Annotated in this window: 15 protein-coding genes; 5 read left to right on the forward strand and 10 right to left on the reverse strand. The window is 69.6% G+C overall.

Features of this window, described 5'->3' with window-relative positions; genetic code table 11:
- The first annotated feature begins 321 nt into the window (after positions 1 to 321).
- Together IEY55_RS08370 and IEY55_RS08375 are read left to right on the forward strand one after the other, a co-directional pair.
- Complete coding sequence (locus IEY55_RS08370) at positions 322 to 1,377, forward strand: LacI family DNA-binding transcriptional regulator (RefSeq protein WP_189056085.1); 1,056 nt, start codon at positions 322 to 324, stop codon at positions 1,375 to 1,377.
- Positions 1,374 to 2,867: a CoA-acylating methylmalonate-semialdehyde dehydrogenase gene (locus tag IEY55_RS08375; RefSeq protein ID WP_189055710.1), complete on the forward strand. Its 1,494-nt coding sequence runs from the start codon at positions 1,374 to 1,376 to the stop codon at positions 2,865 to 2,867. The genes IEY55_RS08370 and IEY55_RS08375 overlap by 4 nt, the downstream gene beginning before the upstream one ends.
- 255 nt (positions 2,868 to 3,122) lie before the next feature.
- Here IEY55_RS08375 and IEY55_RS08380 read toward each other — a convergent pair whose 3' ends face one another.
- Positions 3,123 to 3,299 carry a hypothetical protein gene (locus IEY55_RS08380; RefSeq protein WP_189055712.1) on the reverse strand — a complete coding sequence of 59 codons (177 nt, stop codon included), beginning with the start codon at positions 3,297 to 3,299 and terminating at the stop codon, positions 3,123 to 3,125.
- 126 nt (positions 3,300 to 3,425) lie between these two features.
- Here IEY55_RS08380 and IEY55_RS08385 point away from each other — a divergent pair, with 126 nt between their 5' ends.
- Complete coding sequence (locus IEY55_RS08385) at positions 3,426 to 4,283, forward strand: helix-turn-helix domain-containing protein (RefSeq protein WP_189055714.1); 858 nt, start codon at positions 3,426 to 3,428, stop codon at positions 4,281 to 4,283.
- Positions 4,280 to 4,489, forward strand: coding sequence for a DUF397 domain-containing protein (locus IEY55_RS08390; protein WP_189055716.1), 210 nt, complete (start codon positions 4,280 to 4,282; stop codon positions 4,487 to 4,489). Before IEY55_RS08385 ends, IEY55_RS08390 begins: the two co-directional genes overlap by 4 nt.
- A 32-nt stretch (positions 4,490 to 4,521) precedes the next feature.
- Here the strand turns inward: IEY55_RS08390 and purM are convergent, their stop codons facing one another.
- The 5 genes from purM to IEY55_RS08415 form a co-directional block, all read right to left on the reverse strand.
- Positions 4,522 to 5,628: a phosphoribosylformylglycinamidine cyclo-ligase gene (purM, locus tag IEY55_RS08395; RefSeq protein ID WP_189055718.1), complete on the reverse strand. Its 1,107-nt coding sequence runs from the start codon at positions 5,626 to 5,628 to the stop codon at positions 4,522 to 4,524.
- Positions 5,629 to 5,734: 106 nt separating this feature from the next.
- Positions 5,735 to 7,198 carry an amidophosphoribosyltransferase gene (purF, locus tag IEY55_RS08400; RefSeq protein ID WP_229686182.1) on the reverse strand — a complete coding sequence of 488 codons (1,464 nt, stop codon included), beginning with the start codon at positions 7,196 to 7,198 and terminating at the stop codon, positions 5,735 to 5,737.
- Positions 7,199 to 8,168: 970 nt separating this feature from the next.
- The gene (locus IEY55_RS08405) at positions 8,169 to 9,068 is read right to left on the reverse strand and encodes a DUF559 domain-containing protein (RefSeq protein WP_189055722.1); all 900 of its coding nucleotides are present in this window, start codon (positions 9,066 to 9,068) and stop codon (positions 8,169 to 8,171) included.
- A 236-nt stretch (positions 9,069 to 9,304) separates the two neighbouring features.
- The gene (locus IEY55_RS08410) at positions 9,305 to 10,042 is read right to left on the reverse strand and encodes a maleylpyruvate isomerase N-terminal domain-containing protein (protein WP_229686183.1); all 738 of its coding nucleotides are present in this window, start codon (positions 10,040 to 10,042) and stop codon (positions 9,305 to 9,307) included.
- Positions 10,043 to 10,166: 124 nt separating this feature from the next.
- Positions 10,167 to 10,550, reverse strand: a complete 384-nt coding sequence (locus tag IEY55_RS08415; protein WP_189055724.1) for a sterol carrier family protein — start codon at positions 10,548 to 10,550, stop codon at positions 10,167 to 10,169.
- A gap of 400 nt (positions 10,551 to 10,950) precedes the next feature.
- Between IEY55_RS08415 and IEY55_RS08420 the strand changes: the two genes are divergently transcribed.
- Positions 10,951 to 12,822 (forward strand): glycoside hydrolase family 15 protein, encoded by a 1,872-nt coding sequence (locus IEY55_RS08420; RefSeq protein ID WP_189055726.1) that lies wholly within the window; start codon positions 10,951 to 10,953, stop codon positions 12,820 to 12,822.
- A 488-nt stretch (positions 12,823 to 13,310) separates the two neighbouring features.
- Here IEY55_RS08420 and IEY55_RS08425 read toward each other — a convergent pair whose 3' ends face one another.
- The 4 genes from IEY55_RS08425 to IEY55_RS08440 are packed head-to-tail and all read right to left on the reverse strand — an operon-like array spanning position 13,311 to position 17,942.
- Entirely contained in the window at positions 13,311 to 15,512 is a 2,202-nt protein-coding gene (locus IEY55_RS08425) for a putative bifunctional diguanylate cyclase/phosphodiesterase (protein WP_189055728.1), read from the reverse strand.
- A complete protein-coding gene (locus tag IEY55_RS08430) occupies positions 15,509 to 16,318 on the reverse strand; it encodes an SAM-dependent methyltransferase (protein WP_189055730.1) in 810 nt (269 codons plus the stop codon). Before IEY55_RS08430 ends, IEY55_RS08425 begins: the two co-directional genes overlap by 4 nt.
- A gap of 29 nt (positions 16,319 to 16,347) precedes the next feature.
- Positions 16,348 to 17,139: an SAM-dependent methyltransferase gene (locus IEY55_RS08435; RefSeq protein ID WP_229686184.1), complete on the reverse strand. Its 792-nt coding sequence runs from the start codon at positions 17,137 to 17,139 to the stop codon at positions 16,348 to 16,350.
- Positions 17,136 to 17,942, reverse strand: coding sequence for an SAM-dependent methyltransferase (locus IEY55_RS08440; protein ID WP_189055731.1), 807 nt, complete (start codon positions 17,940 to 17,942; stop codon positions 17,136 to 17,138). The genes IEY55_RS08435 and IEY55_RS08440 overlap by 4 nt, the downstream gene beginning before the upstream one ends.
- Between the last annotated feature and the right edge of the window lie 41 nt (positions 17,943 to 17,983).

The following is a 17,983-nucleotide window of genomic DNA, read 5'->3' on the forward strand; positions in this document are numbered from 1 at the left end:
CACCCGCTCAGCCCGACCGGGCAACGGATCAAACAACAACACCTCATCGAACACATCCAGCGAGGCCAGGTTGGCGGCATGCATCCGACCGATCCGACCGACCCCGGCAACTCCGATCCGCATGGGTCTCCGTCCTGGTTGGAGGGTGGTTTTGTTAGAGCGCTCTATTGGTTAGAGCGCGCTAATGCTGTAGCCTGCCTCACGGCGGTGTCAAGGGTCACATCGCAGAAACTTGGAGTTGATCCGACGGAACCGGTCAAGAACCGGGGAGGAGGAGACACGGCGTTGGACAGGGCGGCGAACCCGGGGGCCCGGCCCACCATGGAGGACGTGGCGCGGCGCGCAGGTGTCTCGCGGGCGCTGGTCTCGCTGGTGATGCGCGGCTCACCCAAGGTGAGCGAGCAGCGACGCACCGCGGTGTTGCGGGCCGCGCGGGAGCTGGGTTACCGGCCGCACGTGATGGCCCGCTCGCTGGCGAGCCGCACCTCCACCGTGCTCGGCGTGATGGTCTCCGACCTGCACAACCCGTTCTTCGCCGAGATCGTCGACGGGCTGGACGCGGTGGCCCGCGCCGAGGACTTCGAGCTGATCATCAACACCGGCAGCCGGAGTCCGGCCCGTGAGCGGCGGGCGTTGAACAGCCTGCTGTCCTTCCGGCCGGCCGGCGTGGCGCTGCTCGGCCCGGTGGTGTCGGCCGCCGAGATCGGCCTTGCCGCACAACAGGTTCCGATCGTGTTGGTCGCGGCTCGGCCGACCCGGTTGTCCAATGTCGACATCGTCAACGATGATGGCGAGGCCGGCGCGGAGCTGGCCGTGGACCACCTCGTTTCCTTGGGGCACAACAAGATCGTGCACCTGGACGGCGGCGGCGGATCACAGGCCGGGACCCGGCGCCGCGGTTACCTGAAGGCGATGCGCAGGCACGGCTTGGAGCCGGTGGTGCTGCGCAGCGAGTACACCGACGCCGCTGGTGCGAAGGCGGTGCGGGAGTTGCTCGCCGAACACGACGGTGACCTGCCGACCGCGCTGGTCGCCGCGAACGACTACAACGCGGTCGGCGCGATCTCCGCCCTGGAGGAGGCCGGGCTGCGTGTTCCCGAGGAGGTGTCGGTCGTCGGCTACGACAACACGTCGCTGGCCGCGCTCCGGCACCTCTCCCTGACCACCGTGGACCAGCCCCGCACCGAGATGGGCCGGCTGGCCGCGGAGGCCCTGGTGCAGCGGATCCGTGGACAGCGGTCCGAACCTGTCCACCAGCTGCTGCACCCGTCGCTGGTCGTCCGCTCGACGACGGCCCACCCGCCACTGCACCCACCGCCGCAGTCCCCCACCCGGCAGCCGGCCGGGAAGTCCGCAACCGCAGGAGGAACCTCGTGACACGTTCCCTGGTGCCGCACTGGATCGACGGCGCCCACAGCACGGGCACGTCGTCCCGCCGCGGCGACGTGTTCCAGCCCGCCACCGGCGAGGTGGCCCGTCAGGTGGTGCTCGCCGACCAGCCCGACGTGGACCTGGCGGTGGCGTCGGCGGCCAAGGCGGCCGCGTCCTGGGCCGAGTCCTCGCTGTCCCAGCGGGCCCGGGTGTTGTTCGCGTTCCGTCAGCTCGTGGACGCGCACCGCGACGAGCTGGCCGGGATCATCACCGCCGAGCACGGCAAGGTGCTGGCCGACGCCGCTGGCGAGGTACAACGCGGCCTGGAGGTGGCCGAGTTCGCGTGCGGCATCCCGCACCTGCTCAAGGGCGAGCACTCCGAGCAGGTCTCGCGGGGTGTGGACGCCTACTCGCTGCGCCAGCCGCTCGGTGTGGTCACCGGCATCACCCCGTTCAACTTCCCGGTGATGGTGCCGATGTGGATGTTCCCGGTCGCCATCGCCTGCGGGAACGCTTTCGTGCTCAAGCCTTCCGAGCGTGACCCGTCGGCATCGGTGCGGCTGGCCGAGCTGTTCACCGAGGCCGGGCTGCCGGACGGCGTGCTCACCGTGCTGCAGGGCGACGCGGTTGCGGTGAACGCGTTGCTCGACCACCCGGACGTGGCGGCGGTGTCGTTCGTTGGCTCGACCCCGATCGCCAAGCACGTGTACTCGCGCGGCACCGCCAACGGCAAGCGCGTGCAGGCGCTGGGCGGGGCCAAGAACCACATGGTCGTGCTGCCGGACGCGGACATCGACGTGGCGGCTGATGCGGCGGTCTCGGCCGGGTTCGGCTCTGCGGGCGAGCGTTGTATGGCGATCTCGGTCGTGGTGGCGGTCGGTGATGTCGGCGACCGGCTCGTGCCGGCGATCGCGGAGCGGATGGCGACGCTGAAGACCGGGCCGGGCACCGAGCCGGACTCGCAGATGGGTCCCCTGGTGACCGGGGCGCACCGGGACAAGGTGTCGTCCTATGTGGATAGTGGCGTCGCGGCGGGCGCGGAGCTGGTGGTGGACGGCCGCGGAATCGCCCCGACGCCGGGCGGGTTCTGGCTCGGCCCCACACTGTTCGACCGGGTCGCCCCGGACATGACGATCTACCGGGACGAGATCTTCGGGCCGGTGCTGACGGTGGTGCGGGTGCCCACCTATGAGGCCGCGATCGAACTGGTCAACAGCAACCCGTACGGCAACGGCACGGCGATCTTCACCGGTGACGGTCTGGCGGCGCGCGAGTACCAGCGCCGGGTGTCGGTCGGCATGGTCGGCATCAACGTGCCGATCCCGGTGCCGATGTCCTACTACTCCTTCGGCGGCTGGAAGGACTCGCTCTTCGGCGACACCCACGTGCACGGCATGGACGGTGTCCGCTTCTACACCCGCATGAAGGCGATCACGGCCCGGTGGCCGCGCCACCACGGTGTCGATCTGGCCATGCCGACGGCCAGCCAGTCCTGACCCAAACCCTCCCTGGGGGCAGGAGCGAAGGCGCGTCCGGGACGTTCCCGGACGCGCCTTTCGCTACCCCGCCGCGGCGGGCCGATCCTCGACTACCTCGATTTCGAACTCGACAAGGACAACCGCGCGGCCGGAGTCCAGCCGAACCGGACAATCCTCCCTCACGGCTAGGTGATGGAACCGCATGACGGTTCCGAGTGCGCCGGTGTCCCGAACACGAATCCGCACACCCTCTTCGATCCCGTCCATGGCTCATCACCGCCGACGCACGTACGCGGCGACGTAGGCGATCACGGTGACGGACGCGAGGATCACCCACAGCAGAGTGGTTTTCTCCCAGCCGGACAAGGGTTCGTTCCCCACCGCGCACCAGACCCTTCCACCATCGCCATAGGCGAGCCCCACCATGCAGCGGGACGACTGTGCGTTCATGCAAACTGACTCTAAGCTCGCATATGCAGATAGCACAGATCCTAGATCGCGTGAACGTGGGCCACCGATCGTGTGCAGGTCAGGGGCGTACGCTGCCGCCGTCGCGATCATCGGAGGAGGTCACGAGTGTCAGACAGCGGTCCCACGACGCGGAAGCGCCGACTCGGCCAGCTCCTGCGCCAACTCCGCGAGGATGCGAGGAAGCGCGTGGAGGACGCGCAGAACCGGCTCCGATGCTCCCAGTCGAAGATCAGCCGCATCGAAAACGGCCGAGTCCAAATCAAGCTCGCTGAGCTGGAACTGTTGTTGGCGTTCTACCGGGCAAGCGACGAGGACCGTGATACCGCACTCGCCATGTGGGAGGAGACCCAGCAGCCAGGTGTCAGGCTCGACCTCGACGCGCTCCCGCTTTTCCTTCGTAGTTTCGTTCGGGCGGAAGCTGAGGCGTCGGAGATCCTCGCTCTGCAACCAATCTTGGTGCCCGGCCTGCTACAGACTGAGAGGTACGCTCGAGCCGTACACGAGTCTGGCCCTTCCGCTGATGCCTCGTTAGTCGGGCGGCGAGTCGCTGTCCGCTTGGCACGGCAAGCGCGGATCACCAGCCCTGATCCGGTGCGATTTCATGCGGTCATCGACGAAGCTGCAATCCGCCGGGTGATCGGTGGTGCAGTCTTGATGCATGAGCAGCTCGCCCACTTGGTTGCCTTGGCGAGGCGAGACAACGTGACACTCCAGATTGCTCCGTTCGGCGCCGGGGCGTACGGGACGATGAGCGGACCGTTCACGGTGCTGAGGTACCCAGACCCGAACGACCCACCGGCTGTATACGTCGAGTACTCGGCGGGCGGAGACTGGGTAGAGGACCGCAACGACGTCTTGCTCTTCGAGCGAACGTTCTCGGAAGCGGCAAACATCGCGCTCGGTCCTACCGACTCTGTCGCCCTGATCAAGGAATTCGTGAGCAACTTAGGAGGGGAACTATGAGGGGCTTCAACCACGGGCCGTGGCGTAAGAGCAGTCGCAGCGGCAAGGACAACGAATGCGTGGAGTGCGCCAGTGTCGGCTCGGGGTGCGCGATCCGCGACAGCAAGAACCCTGCCGGCACCGTCTTACTGCTAGACGCAACGAGATTCGGGATGTTCTTACGCACCATCAAGTCCGGGCGCTTGGACGTCCCGGGGCGGCCGTAACGCGTGCGGGCCGGCGCACCGCGCCGCCAGGTTCAGAACCGCGGGTGGTTGCCGCGTAGCACCGCCCGCAGAAGGTCGGCGCCGGGTTCCACGTCCGTGCCCTCGAGCGTGCTGTTCTTGCACACCTCGCCGATCACCCAGGCGGGCACGTGGCGGGCGGTCAGCACCGCCAGTGCGCGGTCGACGTCCTCGGGCGCCACGACCGCCACCATGCCCACGCCCATGTTGAACGTCCGCTCCATCTCGTCGCGCTCGATGCGGCCGCGTTGGGCGATCAACGCGAACACCGGGGCCGGGGTCCAGGTGCCCCGGTCCAGCACGGCGGTGAGCCCCTCCGGGATGACCCGGCCCAGGTTCCCGGCCAGGCCGCCGCCGGTGATGTGCGCGAAGGTGCGCACCTCGGCCTCGGCGGCCAGCGCCAGGCAGTCCTTGGCGTAGATGCGGGTGGGCTCCAGCATTTCCTCGCCCAGGGTGCGGCCGAACTCCTCGACGTGGCCGGACAGCGGCATGCGCCCGATGTCGAGCAGCACGTGCCGGGCCAGCGAGTAGCCGTTGGAGTGCAGGCCGGAGGAGCCCATGGCGATCACGACGTCGCCGGGCCGGACCCGGTCCGGCCCGAGCACCTTGGCGGCCTCGACCACGCCGACCCCGGTGGCCGACAGGTCGTAGTCCTCCGGTGCCATCAGCCCCGGGTGCTCGGCGGTCTCCCCGCCCAGCAGGGCGCAGCCGGCCTGCTGGCAGCCCAGGGAGATGCCCTTGACCAGGTCGGCGACCCGCTCGGGCACCACTTTGCCGACCGCGATGTAGTCCTGCAGGAACAACGGCTCGGCACCGCAGACCACCAGGTCGTCGACCACCATGGCGACCAGGTCGATGCCGACGGTGTCGTGCTTGTCCAGCGCCTGCGCCACCGCGATCTTGGTGCCCACGCCGTCGGTCGAGGACGCCAGCACCGGCTCCTTCCACCGGTCCAGCTTCAGCCGGAACAGCCCGGCGAAACCGCCGATCCCGCCCATCACCTCCGGCCGGGTGGCCTTCTCCGCCCACGGGCGGAGCCGCTCGACCGCCTCGTCACCGGCTTCGATGCTCACCCCGGCCGCGGCATAGGTGGCCTTGGGGCTCTCCGTCTGGGTGGTCACGGCTGGTTCTCCATCTCGGTGCGGCTGGGTCGCGGTCTGCTGGTCGGGGCCTTCGCCATGAGGACGGCGTCGACCGGCCGATCGGTTGCGCTCGGTGCCGGACGCGTTACGGACGGCGGACGGCGTCCTCGGCACCGTAGCCGTTCAGCAGCACGGGCTCGGCCGCGCCCGCCACGCCCTTCTCGATGCCCTCCAGCAGGAACTTGCCCATCTTGGCCTCGTCAGGCAGCGGGATGGGGTAGTTCCCGTCGAAGCAGGCCGAGCAGAGCCGGGTGCGCGGCTGCTCGCTGGCGGCGATCAGGCCGTCCAGCGACACGTAGCCGAGCGAGTCGGCGCCGATCGAGCGGCGGATGCCGTCCACGTCGAGGCCGTTGGCGACCAGTTCGGCGCGGGAGGCGAAGTCGATCCCGTAGAAGCAGGGCCAGCGCACCGGGGGCGAGGCGATCCGTACGTGCACCTCGATGGCGCCGGCCTCGCGCAGCATCCGCACCAACGCGCGCTGGGTGTTGCCGCGCACGATCGAGTCGTCGACGACCACCAGCCGCTTTCCGCGGATGACCTCGCGTAGCGGGTTCAGCTTCAGCCGGATGCCCAGCTGCCGGATGGTCTGGCTCGGCTCGATGAAGGTGCGGCCGACGTAGGAGTTCTTGACCAGGCCCTGGCCGTAGGGGATGCCGGACGCCTGGGCGAAGCCGATGGCGGCCGGGGTGCCCGACTCCGGCACCGGGATCACCAGGTCGGCCTCGGCGGGGTGCTCCTCGGCGAGCCGGCGCCCGATCTCGACACGGGCGGCGTGCACGGAGCGGCCGGCGATGGTGGTGTCGGGCCGGGCCAGGTACACGTACTCGAACACGCAGCCCTTGGGCTCGGGGGCGGCGAACCGGGAGCTGCGCAGCCCGTCCTCGTCGATCGCGATCAACTCACCGGGCTCCACCTCGCGCACGAAGCTGGCGCCCACGATGTCCAGCGCGGCGGTCTCGCTGGCGACGACCCAGCCGCGCTCGAGCCGACCGAGGCAGAGCGGGCGCACACCCTGGGGGTCGCGGGCCGCGTACAGCGTCGACTCGTCGCAGAAGACGAGCGAGAAGGCGCCGCGGAGGGTGGGCAGCAGCCGCAGGGCGGCCTGCTCCAGCCCGGCGTCGGCGGCCTCGGCGGCGAGCAGTGCGCACACCAGGTCCGAGTCGGACGTGGCGTTCGCGCCCGCGTTCCCCAGCGCCCCTGCCTCCCGGGCATGGGCGAGCAGGTCGGCGGTGTTCACCAGGTTGCCGTTGTGGCCGAGCGCGAGCCCGCTGCCGACCTGGGTGGTGCGGAACGTCGGCTGCGCGTTCTCCCAGGTGGTCGAGCCGGTGGTCGAGTAGCGGGTGTGGCCGATGGCGAGATGGCCGCGCAGCGACGACAGCACCTGCTCGTCGAACACCTGGCTGACCAGGCCGAGGTCCTTGAAGACGACGATCTGGGAGCCATCCGTGACGGCGATGCCGGCCGCCTCCTGCCCCCGGTGTTGCAGGGCGTACAGGCCGTAGAAGGTGAGCTTCGCCACCTCCTCGCCCGGCGCCCACACACCGAACACACCGCACTCCTCGCGAGGGGCGTCGCGATCGAGGTCACGGGGTTCTGGATCGGTCGGGAGACCCCGGGAACGGGGTTGGGTCCTAGCGGTGGAAGGGCCGGTGACCACCGAAAACTCCCTCGCAACGGCAACCGACTGCACCCCAGTCTAAGCCGAACGGGGCTACCAGCGGGTCCTCCGCACGATGCCCGCCCCCGGAAACGCCGTTACGCATCCCTCCGGCCCCAGCCGCCACACCGGCCCCCGGCCGCGACCAACCGAGCCCTGGCCGCACACCCGAGCCGCACCGGACGGCGGCTTCACCCAGCCCGGGGTCGCAGGGCTCGCGATCCGACAGCTCGGCGGACGCGGCACTGGCGAACGTCGCGCGCTCACCGCTCGCTGGCTGGGCAGCGGGCGGTGAACGTTGGGCGTGCCGTCAGTCGGAAGGTTGGCTCAGTCGCTCAGTTGGTCGGCCGTGGTGGGCGGCGGTTCTGTTTCGGCAACGGCTGCGAGGCGTTGGTGAACGGCCCTTCCCCAACCCCTCCCCGTACACGCCACCCCCATCCCCCGTACCCCTTCCTCTGGAGGGCGCGCCCCCGTTGGTGGTGGTCGGTTCGGTTGTGGTGCCCCGGTGGCGGTGGCCGTGCCGGCGGTGGCGTCTCCTGGGAGTCGTTTGTGGTTGTTGGTCTGTTGTGCTCGGTGATCAGTTGCGCGGCGGACAAGCGAAGTCGAAGCGCGGTGGGTTGGTGGCGCTGGCGCTGTCGTCGCTTCGTTCGTGTACTCGCGAGGGGGCGTCGGTGGTGGTGGGGTTGGTCGGGGCCGCGTCGGTCGCGCGGGTCGGGGTGGCCGTCGGTGTGGAGCATCTGTCGTCCTCGGTGATGTGTAGGGACAGGAACTTGGTATGGCCGGACGCCGAGGGGCTCGTGTTCCCGCGGGTCGGCTGCTGGACGACCGCTTGAGGGTCTTTCGCTCGGTCGTCGGTGACTCGTCAGGCGGCGGCGCCGCGGAGGCGGAAGGCTCGGAAGAGTTCGCTGATGACCCGTTGCGGGTCGGTGATGTCTTCTGCGCGGGCCCGGATGGTCACCCAGCCGAGGGCCGCGAGCCGGTGGTCGCGGAGGAGGTCGGCCTGGGCGCGGTCCTCGTGGGCCACGACGCCATCGTATTCGAGGGCGATACGGAGCTGGGGCCAGGCGAGGTCGAGGCGGTACCGCACGTGCCCGTCCAGGTCGAAGATCTCGTACTGCGGGATCGGCATCGGTAGCCCGGCCTTGACCGCCGCCAGCAGGAGCAGGCTTTCCGGTGGTGACTCGGTGCGACCGGTTCCGAGGTCGAGGAGGAACTCGGCGCGGACGACGCCGCGCCGGTCGATCCGCCGTTGGATACGGCGGTTCACCTCGCCGCGGAACTGCTCGCGGTAGGCCGGCGGGAGACTACCCAGTGCCTGGTCGAGGCACATGAAGGCGATCTCCTCGCGATGTCGGCAGAGCAGCTCGGCGATGACCCTGTCGAGGACGAACACCCGTAGCCCGTCCAGTTCGACGACGTCGTCCTCGCAGACGTCGCCCTGATGGACGTGGAGCCCGTTGCGGCGTCGGCGGCTCCGCAGGTGCGGGACGGTCACGTGGACCTCCTGGCTGTCGGCGGCCGTGCAGCCGTGGGCCAGCGCGGCGGTGGGTCCGCTGAGCACCGCGTCCTCGCCGAGGTGCAGCAGGGCGGCAGATGCCCTGGTGATCGGGTCGAGCACGCGGTCCGGTGGGACGTAGGTTCCCGGCCAGAGCTCGCGCAGTCGCCCGATGCGCACCGCGGCGCGTAGTCCGCGTTCGCCGAGCTTGGCGATTGCTTGGTCTCTGGAACATGCACCATGTTTCGCTCCCGGTATCTGGATCATGCGTCCACGATCGCCGCAAATAACCGGGAGGGGAAGCTGATGTTACCGGCTTGTGGATAAATCCGGGGGTTGTGGATAACTTCGGACACGAACGGGTTAACTCCTTGACAGGAGGGGGTTCGCCCCTTCAGAGAGAGCTGAGTCGTGCCGATGTTGAGGGATGTATCCGTCGCCGAATTAGTTGACGGGGCACGAACTCCGGAGCCACGGCTGGCGGTCCGCGGTAATGGGGAAGGTCAGCGAAGCCGGATGGCACTCAGCAAGGCACTGTCGCCTTCCCCGGCCAGCTCGGTACGTCGCCAAAGTGCGAGGTAAATACCGATCGCGCGGCCGCTGACCCGGGCGTCCGCCGAAACGGTGGAGCCGGGCTTCAGCGGGCGGACCTCGGGCACCTCACCCGGGGTGAAGCGCACCCACCATCCCTCGCCGCCGTCGTCACAGGTGACCACGGTCGTGCCCGTGACCGCGAGCGGGCTGTCCGGGGTCTGCTTGGCCGCGAGCAACGTCCCCAGTGCCTCGTCGATCCCGTCGACGGCGAGGTCGCGCGGGGTCGGGGTCACCGCACGGAGCGCGGACTGGGCGTCCCAGCGCCGCAGGTTCATCTCGTGGGCGACCCGGCGGTGCCAGAACCAGGCGAGGCGGGGCGCGGCCGGGGAGAAGGTCCAGACGGGACGGTTGGCCGGCGTGCCGGCCAGCACGTCGCGGGTGACGGAGAGTTGCTCGTCGAGAAATCCCAGTGGATTGGGTACCGGGGTGAGCGGCGCCGGCTTCACCGGTTCCAGGATTCCGCTGCGCATCTGTGTCGTGACCAGTTGCAGGAAGCGTCCGACGTGAACCGTCAACTGGGCAAATGTCCATCCCGGGCAAGGCGGGACCGGTGCGTCCGGTTCGGCCGTCGACACCACGTCGCGGAACATCCGACTCTGCTCCTCGAACGTCCCCAGCCAACGCTGCAGACCCAGCACCGCTCGCACATCGCCTCCTGTGGCTCGACAAGTCGTATCGTGCCCCTGTTGAACGAACAGTGTCGGTAGGAAAACGAATAAGTGAGTGAGCACCACACGTTTGGCCGCGTCCTACCGGAGCAGAAGGTGACGGTTATTCGCCGGGACGGAGGAGAGGTAGCCACGGGTCGAGATCCGCGCGACTGCCCGAAGCATTGACGCGGCCCTCGACGAGCGCCTCGGTCCACAACAGGCGGCCGGTGGCAAGGCGGAGCCAGGTGTGTGGATCGGTCTCGATGACATTCGGCGGAGTTCCCCTGGTGTGGCCGGGTCCGGCCACGCATTGGATTGCCGCGAAGGGCGGGACGCGTACTTCGACGCTGCGCCCCGGGGCGATCTGTTCGAGTGTGCGCAGGCTGAGGCGGACCGCGGCCGCCACCTCGGCACGCGGGGGTTCGGGTGCGGCGCCGTCCACCCAGTTCATGACCTTGTGTACGGCGGCGCGCAGTTCGTGCGGGTCGACGGCTCGTCGTGGCATACCGGCGAGGTTATGCACCGGGGTGAGCTGCGGTGCTCGGGGTATCGGTTGTGATGACGCGGTCTGTTTGCTCTCGTCGGGAAAGATCCGCCTGCGTCGATCGACCGTTTCGAGCGGTTGACGGTCGAGGTTGGGTGGCCGGTTGGGCGGGCCACGACCGGGTTTGTCCCGAGCCAACCGCCAAGCAGAGCTGTCGCCCGTCATGATGGAGGCGCCCCGATCGAACGGCGAGTAATCAATGGGTGACAGACAGCTCATGTCTAAAGCCATTTCCGCCAGACTGTTCCACCTGGACCAGGCCGGTGGCCCGTCCTCATGAGTGTGCTGAGGGAGCGGGGCGGCGGTATGCGTGCTCCGCCACACAGTGGCTCGGCGGACGCAGGGCACCTAGCGTTGGCACGTGGCGAACCACCCCGCCCCACATGCCGGGTTGATCGAGGACTACGCCCTGCTCTCCGACCTGCGGACCGCGGCGTTGGTGGGCAAGGACGGGTCGGTGGACTGGCTGTGCCTGCCCCGGTTCGACGCTCCGTCGTGTTTCGCCCGGCTCCTCGGGGGTGACGGTCACTGGCAGATCGCCCCCACACGGCCGGTCGTCGAGGTGCGTCGAAGCTATCGGAACACGTCGCTGGTGTTGGACACCGAGATGCGGACCGAGCAGGGAGTGGTCCGGATCACCGACTGTATGCCGAAGCATCGTGACCGGCAGCACGAGGCCCCGTGTCTGGTGCGGACGGTCGAGGGCGTGTCAGGCGAGGTGGAGGTGCGGTTCCGCTGGGTGGTGCGGTTCGCCTACGGCCACTCGGTGCCATGGGTTCGCCGGAACACCGACCCGGACGATCCGGCGATCATCGCCGTCGCGGGCCCGCACACGGTGGTACTTCGCGGAGACCTGCAGCCGACCCGGGTGCAGCATGAGCGGGCGCACGAGGCGGTGTTCACGGTCCGCCCCGGTCAGCGGTTGTGCTGGGTGATGCAATGGGCGCACGCACACGGGCCACTACCGCGTGGGCTGGATGGCGTGACCGCGGTGGACGAGACGGAGCGGTTCTGGCGGGGTTGGTCCCGACGGATCGGGTACGAGGGCCCGCACGCGGAGATCGTGCATCGTTCGCTGGCGACGTTGAAGGCGTTGATCTACGAGCCGAGTGGCGGCATGGTGGCGGCTCCCACGACGTCCCTGCCGGAGAGCCTCGGTGGATCACGGAACTGGGACTACCGGTACTGCTGGCTGCGTGATGCCACTCTGACCCTGCTCGCGCTGGAGAGTTTCGGCTGCTCCTCGGAAGCCCTGGCGTGGCGGGACTGGTTGCTTCGGGCGGTCGCCGGCGATCCGGCGGACGTCCAGATCATGTACGGGGTCGAGGGCGAGCGGCACCTGGTGGAGTGGGAACTCCACTGGCTACCGGGATATCGGGAGTCACGTCCGGTGCGGGTGGGCAACGCGGCCTTCTGCCAGCTCCAGCTCGACGTGTACGGGGAGGTGATGGACGCGCTGCATCTGGCGCGCGAGCGAGGGGTTCCGGAGCGGCCCGAGTCGTGGGCGATGCAGCGGGGCATGCTGCGTCACCTGGAGCGCGTCTGGCAGCAGCCGGACCGCGGGCTGTGGGAGGTGCGTGGGCCGGACCGGCACTTCACGCATTCCCGGGTGATGGTGTGGGTCGCGTTCGACCGTGCGGTGCGGGCGGTGGAGCAGTACGGCTTGCCGGGACCGGTGGATCGGTGGCGTGAACTGCGCGAGCTGGTGCACACGGAGGTGCTGACGAAGGGCTGGAACGACGAACTCGGTGCCTTCACCCAGTACTACGGGGGTAGGGAGCTGGACGCGGCTACCCTGCTGATCCCGGCGGTGGGCTTCCTGTCGGGTGATGACGAGCGTGTCGTCGGGACGCTGACGGCCGTCGAGGCGGAGTTGAAGGACGGGGATGTCGTCCGCCGCTACACGACTCACACCGAACAGTCTCACGTGGACGGTATCTCCGGTCTCGAGGGATCGTTCCTTGCCTGCTCCTTCTGGTACGTCAACGCCCTGGCGTTGGCTGGCCGGCGCGCGGAGGCGGAGGCGATGTTCGGACGACTGGTGTCCATGGCCAACGACGTGGGGCTGTTCTCGGAGGAATACGACGCCGAGTCGGGTCGTTTCGTGGGCAACTTCCCGCAGGCGTTCAGCCATCTGGCGTTGTTGAACTGCGCCGCAGTGTTGTACGGGGGCGTACAGCGGCATGCCCGCAACCGAGCGAATGGGCGTCGCGGACGGGAACGGCACGCGTAGCACGCGGCGCTGAGACCGCGGTGAAACGAGCAGTGGCCGTCATTTGTGCGGAGGAAGCCCGCAGTGTGGGCGCTGCTTCTCCGCCTCCTGAGCAGGGCAGTTCTGCGTACGAGTGGCATGAGTTCGCCGCACCGGTGAGGTTCGGGGACAGCAGTCGGGTAGTGGCTCGTGGTTTGTGGTGTAGCCGGCCGCTTGGAGGGGAAGCTGGTCGCCATCTGTGCGGAGCCCGCCGGCTCGGGTGGTGGCTGGGGGTGGCAGATTGGTGGAGCTACCTGTTGGTGGTGCTACCTGCCGGGCTGATGGCACCAGCACCGGTGGGGCGCGGCCGGCGGTAGCGGCATCAGATTCGGGGCGACTTGCGGGTGTCGGGGCGGCGCAGGTGTCGACGGGTCGGGCGGCGGCCGCCGCAAGGTTCGAGGAGGGCGTCCTCACCGCGGCCAGTGGCACGAAGGGAGGCGTGCGAACGATCCAGCCGTGGTGGTCGGTGTTTACCGCACGTCCGAGAGGATGTGGTCGATGCGTTCGGGCGGGCCGGGACGCGCGTAGTACCAGCCCTGGCCGGAGTCACAGCCGATGTCGTCGAGGCGGCGCGCCTGGTCGGCGGTTTCCACGCCCTCGGCGGTGACCCCGAGGCCCAGTGCGTGTGCCAGGGAGACCAGCGTGCCGACGATCCGTGCGTCCACGACGTGCGAGCCGTCGCTGGCCGACGCGCGCAGCCCCTCCACGAACGAGCCCGCGATCTTCAGCTCGTGCACCGGGAGGTGCCGCAGGTAGGCGAGGTTGGAGTAGCCGGTGCCGAAGTCGTCGATGGCGATGCGCACGCCCATGGCGGACAGCGCACGCAGGGCGTCCAGCGGCTCGTCCGCGGTGCCCATGATCGCGCTCTCGGTGAGCTCCAGCTGTAGCCGGGTGGCTTCCACCCCGGTATCGGCGAGGATCTTGGCGACGTCGGCAACCAGCCCGGGGTCCCGGGACTGGCGCACCGCGAGGTTGACGCTGATGAACGGCGCCCGGGACCCGAACCGGTCCTGCCAGAGCCGGGCCTGGTGGCATGCCTGGCGCAGCACCCACCGGCCCAGCGGCACGATCTGGCCGGTCTCCTCGGCCAGGCCGATGAACCGGTCCGGTGCGAGCAGGCCGAACTCGGGGTGGTGCCAGCGCACCAGTGCCTCGGCCCCCACCACCTGTCCGTCACACAGCCGGACCAGCGGCTGGTAGTCCAGGTAGAACTCACCGCGCTCGATGGCGGCCGGCATGGTGGTCGACAGCGTGAACCGGGCGACCTCGCGCGCGTTGCGTTCCGGGTCGAACAGTGCCCACTTGGCCTTGCCGTCGGCCTTGGCCCAGTACAGCGTGATGTCGGCGTCCCGCATGACGTCGGCGGGCGTGGTGCCGACAATCGACCGTTCCACCAGGCCGATGCTGGCCGAGATGGACAACTCGTGTTCGCGCACCCGGATCGGTGCCTCCAGCGCGGCGAGCACGTGGTCGGCGATGGCCACCACGTCGCGGGTGCTGCTGGAGCGTTCCATGAGGATGATGAACTCGTCGCCGCCGATCCGGGCGACGAGCCGGCCGGGTGCGGACACGCAGGCGTCCAGCCGCTGGCCGACCGCGACCAGCAGCTGGTCGCCGACGTCGTGCCCGAGGCTGTCGTTGATGACCTTGAAGCCGTCCAGGTCGAGGTAGCACAGGCCGATGCGGTCCTCCTCGGCGGCCGAGTCGAACGCCTCGGCGAGCCGCTCCAGGAACAGCGCGCGGTTGGGCAGCCCGGTGAGCGGGTCGTGCAGGGCCTGGTAGCGCAACCGGTCCTGCAGCAGGTGGCGGTCGGTGACGTCCTCGATCATCGCCACCTGGTAGGTGGGCCGTCCCTCGTCGTCTCGGATCAGCGAGGCGGTCAGGTGTGTCCAGATGACCTCGCCGTCGCTGCGCTCGAACCGCTTCTCGACGCGGAAGTGGTCGCGTTGCCCGCTGACCAGCTCGTCGTAGAGGCGCCACACGCTGGCCGCGTCCTCGGCGTGCATGAAGTCGCGGACGTTGCGCCGGGTCAACTCCTCCAGGCTGTAGCCGAACATGTCCAGCAGGGAGGCGTTGGCGTCGAGGATGTTGCCGTCCATGTCGGCGATGCCCATGCCGATGGCGGCCTCGGCGAACACCGCCCGGAACCGGGCCTCGCTGACGCGCAACGCCTGCTCAGCCTGGTCGCGGGCGACGAACACGGCCTGGCTGATCGCCTCCTGCTCGTCGAGGGTGCGTTGCCGCAGCGCCTCGGCGTAGCCGGCGGCGAGCGCGCCCTGCAACGCGGAGAGCCGCCACGGGGTGCTTCGGTCGAGGCCGAGCCGGAGCGGCAGCTCGTCAGCGACGAGCGCGATGGTGCGGTTCAGCGTCTCGGTGCCGGTGAAGTGGGCACCGACCATGGCGGCGCCGACCTGGCGGGCGGCGTCGGCGGTGAACGGCTCGGTGAACAGGGCTTCGGCGAGCCTGTCGGTGAGGCCGCGCAGGTGTTCTTCCACCTCGGTGCGGCTCATCGACACGTAACTGGTGCCCACGACGGCGTCGGCCCAGGCGAGCGCGAACGCGTCGCGACCGTCGCCGTGGCGGGTGCCCCGTGCGGTGTCGGAGCCGGCCGCGGCGGCGAGGCCGAGGTGACGACGCCTCGGCTCCGGGATGCCTTTGGCCGGCCGGCTCATGGCGTTCGCCCCACTCCGGCGAGCATGCCGAACCGCTCGGGGTTCGGCTCGGGACGGTCGGTCTCCTCCGGCCGCCACTGCGGCAGGTACACCACGCCGGGTTCGACGAGCTCGTAGCCGGCGAACAGGGCGGTGACGTCGGCGGGCTCGCGCAGGCACAGCGGCGTGGTGCTGCGTTCGTAGAGCTCCTTGACGGCGGCGCGACCCATGTCCGGGCCGGTGACGTCGGTGCCGTGCGAGATGACCAGGTGGCTGCCGTGGGCGCCGGCGGCGCGGTAGCGCGCGATCATGCCGGCCGGGTCGGCGGAGTCGGGCACGAAGTGCAGCAGAGCGACCATGAGCACGGCCAGCGGCTGGTCGGGGTCGAGCAGGCGACGGGCCTGCGGCGCGCCCAGCACGTCGTCGACGCGCGTTGCGTCGGCGTGGACGACGCCGGTCAGGTCGTTGCCTTCCAGCAGGGCGCGGCTGTGCGCCACCGCGACCGGGTCGCTGTCCACATAGACCACGCGGGTCTCCGGCGCCACCTGTTGCGCCACCTCGTGCACGTTGCCGACGGTCGGGATTCCGGAACCGAGGTCGAGGAACTGCCGAATGCCCTGGTCCAGGCAGTAGCGGACCGCGCGCCGCAGGAAGGCCCGGTTGGCCCGGGTGATCTCGGGCATGTCGGGCACCAGTCGGAGCGCCTGCTCGGCCAGCATGCGGTCGGCGGCGAAGTTGTGCGAGCCACCCAGCCAGTAGTCGTAGACGCGTGCCGCGCTGGGTCGCTCCATGTCGACGCCGGCCGGTGCCCAGGTTGGTCTGTCCACTCCTCACCCCTCTCCGACACGACCCAGGGTCACACTTTTCGCCCTACTCCCGCGTATCCGGTGTACCGCTCCGGACGCTTGTCGACATCCTGAGGCGTGTCGGGCCGCCATTCCGACAGATGCACCACCCCGGGGGACAGCAGCTCGTATCCGGCGAAGAGCCTGGTCACCTCGGCATGGCTGCGCAGGGCCAGCCCCCACACCCGGGCCGTCGTCGCCCACGGTTCGGCGAAGCCGTCCGCGGTGGCGTGGGACAGCACGAGATGGCTGCCGGATGCCGCCGCGTCCCGGTAGCGCGCCACCACCCCCGCCGGGTCGTCGGAGTCCGAGAGGAAGTGCAGCAGGCCGACCATCAGCACCGCAAGGGGCCGGTCGAGGTCGATCAGAACGCCGACCTCGGGCGACGAGAGCACGTGACCGGCATCACGAACGTCGGCCCGCAGGACGGCGATGCGGTCGGTGGCGCCGAGCATGGCGCGGCTGTGGGCCACCACGACGGGGTCGCTGTCCACATAGACCACATTGGCCTCGGGGGCGATCTCGTGGACAGGTCCGACGGTGGGAAGCCCGGAGCCGATGTCGAGGAACTGCCGGATACCCCGGTCCACGCAGTACCGCACGGCACGGCGCAGGAAGGCCCGGTTGGCGCGGGTCATCTGGGGCAGGTCGGGGACCGCACGCAGTGCTTCCTCGGCGGCGGCCCGGTCGATGGCGAAGTTGTGCGAGCCACCCAGGTAGTAGTCATAGACCCGGGCGGCGCTGGGCCGGTCCCACTCCAGTGCGGAGGGTTCGACCGGCTGCCGCCCGCCCATGCCGGTCATGGCTTCCGCCCAACTGCCGCGTACCCGGTGTAGCGCTCGGGGTGTTCGTCCACGTCGTCCGAAGACTCCGGCCGCCACTGCGGGAGGTACACGATGCCGGGGTCGACCAGCTCGAAGCCGGTGAACAACGCGCCCACCTCCGCACGGGAACGCATGTGCATCGGGGTGCGGGTACGGGCGTAGAGCTTCTGGTGGTCCTCGACCTTGTCCGGCTGCCCGTCCTGGGTGGCGTGGGAGAGGACGAGGTAGCTGCCGGGGGCCAGGAGGTCCCGGTAGCGGGCCACCAGCCGGACCGGGTCGTCGGCGTCGTCGATGAAGTGCAGGACGGCGACCATGAGCACGGCCATTGGCCGCTGTGGCTCGATGAGCCGGCCGAACTGGGGCGAGCCGACGATGTCCTCGGGCTTGCGCAGGTCGGCGTGGACGATGTCGGCCCGCTCGTTGCCGGCGAGGATGGCGCGGCTGTGCGCGACGGCGACGGGGTCGAAGTCGACGTAGAGGACACGGCACCGCGGGTCGGCCTCCTGGGCGACCTCGTGCACGTTGCCGACGGTGGGGATGCCGGAGCCGATGTCGAGGAACTGCCGGATGCCCTGATCCACGCAGTACCGCACGGCACGGCGCAGGAAGGCCCGGTTGGCCTGCATGATCAGCGGCAGGTTGGGCCAGAGCGCGATGGCCTGCTCGGCCATCTCGCGGTCCACGGCGAAGTTGTGCGAGCCACCCAGGTAGTAGTCATAGACCCGGGCGGCGCTGGGCCGGTCCAGGTCGATGTCCGCGGGCGCCCAGCTTGGGCGTTCCACTGGCCGTTCCTCCACCTCGCTCCGTCAGCCCCCAGGGCTGA

The sequence above is a fragment of the Longimycelium tulufanense genome, assembly GCF_014645795.1.
Classification (GTDB): domain Bacteria; phylum Actinomycetota; class Actinomycetes; order Mycobacteriales; family Pseudonocardiaceae; genus Longimycelium; species Longimycelium tulufanense.